The sequence below is a fragment of the Psychrobacter sp. genome (assembly GCF_036731945.1).
GTDB lineage: Bacteria > Pseudomonadota > Gammaproteobacteria > Pseudomonadales > Moraxellaceae > Psychrobacter.
In genome coordinates this window covers 35278-39145 of sequence record NZ_DAINDI010000022.1, presented here as the reverse complement: position 1 = coordinate 39145, position 3868 = coordinate 35278, and the positions used below count along the sequence as shown (strand labels likewise).

4 protein-coding genes are annotated in these 3868 nt (G+C 43.0%); all 4 read right to left on the bottom strand.

Annotation, left to right across the window (positions count from 1 at the left end; translation table 11 throughout):
* A partial coding sequence (locus V7D75_RS06375; RefSeq protein WP_333613876.1) for a Clp protease N-terminal domain-containing protein occupies window positions 1-627 on the bottom strand: 627 nt, incomplete at its 3' end.
* 669 nt (window positions 628-1296) lie between these two features.
* Window positions 1297-1704: an ATP-dependent Clp protease adaptor ClpS gene (locus V7D75_RS06370; RefSeq protein ID WP_333613875.1), complete on the bottom strand. Its 408-nt coding sequence runs from the start codon at window positions 1702-1704 to the stop codon at window positions 1297-1299.
* 158 nt (window positions 1705-1862) lie between these two features.
* Complete coding sequence (locus V7D75_RS06365) at window positions 1863-2762, bottom strand: hypothetical protein (RefSeq protein ID WP_333613874.1); 900 nt, start codon at window positions 2760-2762, stop codon at window positions 1863-1865.
* A gap of 103 nt (window positions 2763-2865) precedes the next feature.
* Window positions 2866-3868, bottom strand: a 1003-nt coding sequence (gene argC / locus V7D75_RS06360; protein ID WP_333613873.1) for an N-acetyl-gamma-glutamyl-phosphate reductase, incomplete at its 5' end; no start/stop codon positions are given.

The window sequence follows — 3868 nt, the reverse complement described above, 5'->3', positions numbered from 1 at the left end:
GTTTTTACGGCGGCGACATAGCACTTGGGCAGCACGCTCAATCTCAGGACCACGACCGATGAGTGGGTCAGTTTTACCTTCAGCGGCGCGCTGGTTTAAGTTGGTTGCAAATTCAACCAACGGATCTTTACTGGTTTTTTCTGACGCACTACGGCGCTCACCAGTCATGGAAGCACGTGGCTCAGATGGCTCGTCTTTGTCTTGACCATGTGATAAATACTGGGTCAGCTCAAGGCGGCTGATGCCTTGTTTTTTAAGCAAATAAACGGCATAGGTATCATGCTCTGAAAACATCGATACCAAAATATCAGAACCTTCCACCAAACGCCCGCCACCAATAGACTGCACGTGGAAAATAGCACGCTGCAAAATGCGGTCAAAGCTTTGGGTTGGCTGTGGTGATTGTTCAGAATCTGCGTCCACGGTTGGCGTATGCTTATTGATATAAGCTTCTAGCTCACTACGCAACGTTGACACATTGGCATTGCAAGCAGTCAACGTATTGGCAGCATTGGTATTTTCCAATAACGCCAATAGCAGATGTTCAACAGTGAGATACTCATGCGATTTTTGGCGCGCAAGTGTCATTGCTAAACGCAAAGAAACTTCAAGATGACGACTTAACATAAGGACTTCCTACGGTTGTACCTATCTTATTATTGATAGCTTTATGAATGAGTTAGTAACTAAATCAGGGCGATAGATGGATTGTTCAAGGGCAATGTTGGGATTATTAACAGACATTACTGCATATTATTGAATGATGTCTTCCATAGCTTGAGTACTATTTGCGTCTTACCTTTATCTCAACATGATACTTAACCATAGTCAATCTTTTAACGCTGACTAAAATGTATCGAAGTGTCCACTAGACCTTTATTGCGCAGTATTTATTATGCAGTATTAAAGCGACAAATAGGCAATAAAGTACTTAGAGCGACTATTTTTAAAATTCACGGTTGAATTTAACAGAGATAAAAGGTGCTAAAACGATATGAAAAAATGTGGGGTTTACTACGATTAAGTGTACAAGGGTATACTTTAATATATGGGTGATATGAAAGAAAAATCAAGCAGGAAATACAAAGCTAGGAAGATTAATAAAAGAGAATTAAAGGAGTGACAATAAATTTAAAAAGGCAGGAATCAAGTAGACAAATAGATTAGAGCAAACCATTGGCGAATACAGCAGGTTTGCTCTAGCCTGTTCTTGTAATAAATAAAAAGGTAAGAAATAGAGAAGTGAGTAGAATCAACAGCAACTAGAGAAAACTTAAGACAAAATAGGCTAAAAAATTACTCACCCTGATGGGGCTCGATTTGAGTCAATAAAGGATAACCTTCGCGGTGCGCCAAGCTATTGACTTTTTTGGCTTTGGTTTCAGCAATGTCTTTTGGATAAATACCGGCAATACCTTTGCTGCTATTGTGAATGGTCAGCATAATTTCAACCGCTGTATCCATACTATGACGAAACTCTGATTGTAGCACATAGACGACAAACTCCATCGGCGTGTAGTTATCGTTATACATGACCACTGCATACATCGGCGGTTTTGCCACTTCTGGCTCAGCGACCAATACATCGGCTTGCGGTGAAGTTTCGCCCTCGGTATCGCCATCTTGCGCCAGACGCAGCGGCGTATTTGGAAAATGCCAATCGGCAACGGTTGGCGTTGAATGTAATATCAGTTGTTTTATCATAATTAGCGTACAAATTAATAGCGATGCTGTATCAGCATAAAGAGGATTAAAAAAGAGTAGCAGACCCGTCTAGCTATCACTTAGCATAAGACACGAAAGTATTAATACATTAAAAACCTAAAATTCAATAAAATAAAGTTCGATCAAATATCAAAAACTTAAGGTTCGATGGGGCTTTCATCAACTTCTGGCAAATCTAAAAGTGACAACGGCATGCTATCAACCTTATCACCAAGCTTCCAGTCGTATAATTGCTCTACTTCCTGCCCACCAGCATTTAAGCTTAGTTTAACCTGCAAAGGTTTAAAGCCTGTTGGCATCATAAAGCGGCCGCGGATTCGCGTTATGCCATCGATGGTATAACTTGCCGGCTCAAGCGGCACTTCTACAAAGTCATTGTCATTCAGCAAGGTCAAAGTAGGTTTTAAGCGCTTAGCTTTGCCGTCGCTGGCCAGCATAGCCACATCAAAGCCGTACTCAAAAGCGTTTTCAGGCAAAGGCTTAATTTTTGCCCCAAGTATTTGTAAAGGCATACCGCCATTTTCACTAACAAGCTCGGCATATATCTCATTAAGTTGGGCCAATTGTTTATTTTCAACCGTCAATTCCTGTTGATTTTCACGTAGCTCTTTTAAATTTGCCAAAATTATTTCTAACTCTTGCTTAGCAGTAGCTGCTTCATTGGTCGCAATTTTGCTGCTAAGGCGTAAATCTTTTAGTTCTTGCGTGGCTTCTTTACTGGTAATCACCGCTTGCTGAGTTTCTGCTTGCATCGAATAATAGCCGCGCTGATAGCCAAGTTTATGACCAAATGCCAGTCCAACTCCAGCGGTCACCAATACCGTCACCACGAATAATGCCAATACTAAGGTAGAAGCGCCTCGTTGCTTATTACTAATAAGCGAGTTGCTAATAATAGGGCTATTTATCAGCGCATGACTCTGATGGTAATGAGAATAAGAGAGATGCAAATCGTGCCCCATATCATAGGAAACAGAGTCTTGGCACGATACTCGTGCAGGCTGTTGGCAAAGGCGTGGTGCACTCTTCAAACGCATTTAGACGATATCTCTTAACAGTAAAGGCAGGTTATTATAGCGGAATTTATAATCAATACCTAGCACCATAAATATGAGGGATTTGTTAATAGCTAGACAACTGTTAAGGAACGATAGGGGCAAAGTCTAAGCCCATCGATTCATCGAAACCAAACATCACATTCATATTTTGTACGGCCTGCCCAGCCGCACCTTTCACCAAATTGTCCTGAACGACAATCACTGTCAGCTCAGCACGCGCATTGTCTTGGTGAATACCAATACGCAAACGATTACTGGCTCGCACGCTGCGCGTATCAGGATAAAGCCCCTTTGGCATCACATCGACAAACGGCTCTGCCGCATAGCTTTTCTCAAACATTTGCTGCCAATCGATAGCAGTGCCTGCTTCGGTAAGCTCTAAATGAATAGAGCTAAGCATGCCGCGTATCATTGGCACAAGATGCGGTAAAAAACGGATACGATGGTCAAACTGGCTCTCTAACAATTGAGCAACGCCCTGCTCAATCTCTGGTAAATGCCGATGACCTTCAACGCTATAAGCTTTGAAATTATCGGTGGTTTCCGCATAGTTAAGCGCGAGCTTCGCTTGCCGACCCGCGCCCGAAACGCCAGATTTTGCATCGATAACGATACGCGACTCAACCAGCCTTTCGGCTTGCTGATTTTGCGCATCGATAATAGGCTTTAAGCCCAAAATAGCGGTGGTTGGATAGCAGCCAGGGTTGCCAACGACCAACGCATTGGCCAATTTTTCTCGATTTATTTCAGGTAAGCCATAAACGGCTGTCTTTAACAATTCAGGACAGGCATGCGCTTGCTGATACCAATGCTCAAAATCTGCTAATGACTGCAAGCGAAAATCCGCCGCCAAGTCAATGACCTTGACGCCCGCTGCCGTTAACGCCTCAGCTTGCTTCATAGCTACGCCATGCGGGGTGGCAAAAAACACTACGTCGCACTTTTTTAAGGTAGCAAGTGTCTCATCGCCCAAATCACTAAAAACGATATCTGAGATACCGCGTAAACTTGGAAATATCTCATCAGCGCGGGTACCAGCTTCGCTACGCGAGGTTAGCAAATCAATAGACACTTCAGGATGGGCA

Bases quoted from the DNA above. Each gene is read 5' to 3' on its own strand.
- V7D75_RS06365 (WP_333613874.1), bottom strand. From the start codon at position 2,762: ATGCGTTTGAAGAGTGCACCACGCCTTTGCCAACAGCCTGCACGAGTA.
- V7D75_RS06370 (WP_333613875.1), bottom strand. From the start codon at position 1,704: ATGATAAAACAACTGATATTACATTCAACGCCAACCGTTGCCGATTGG.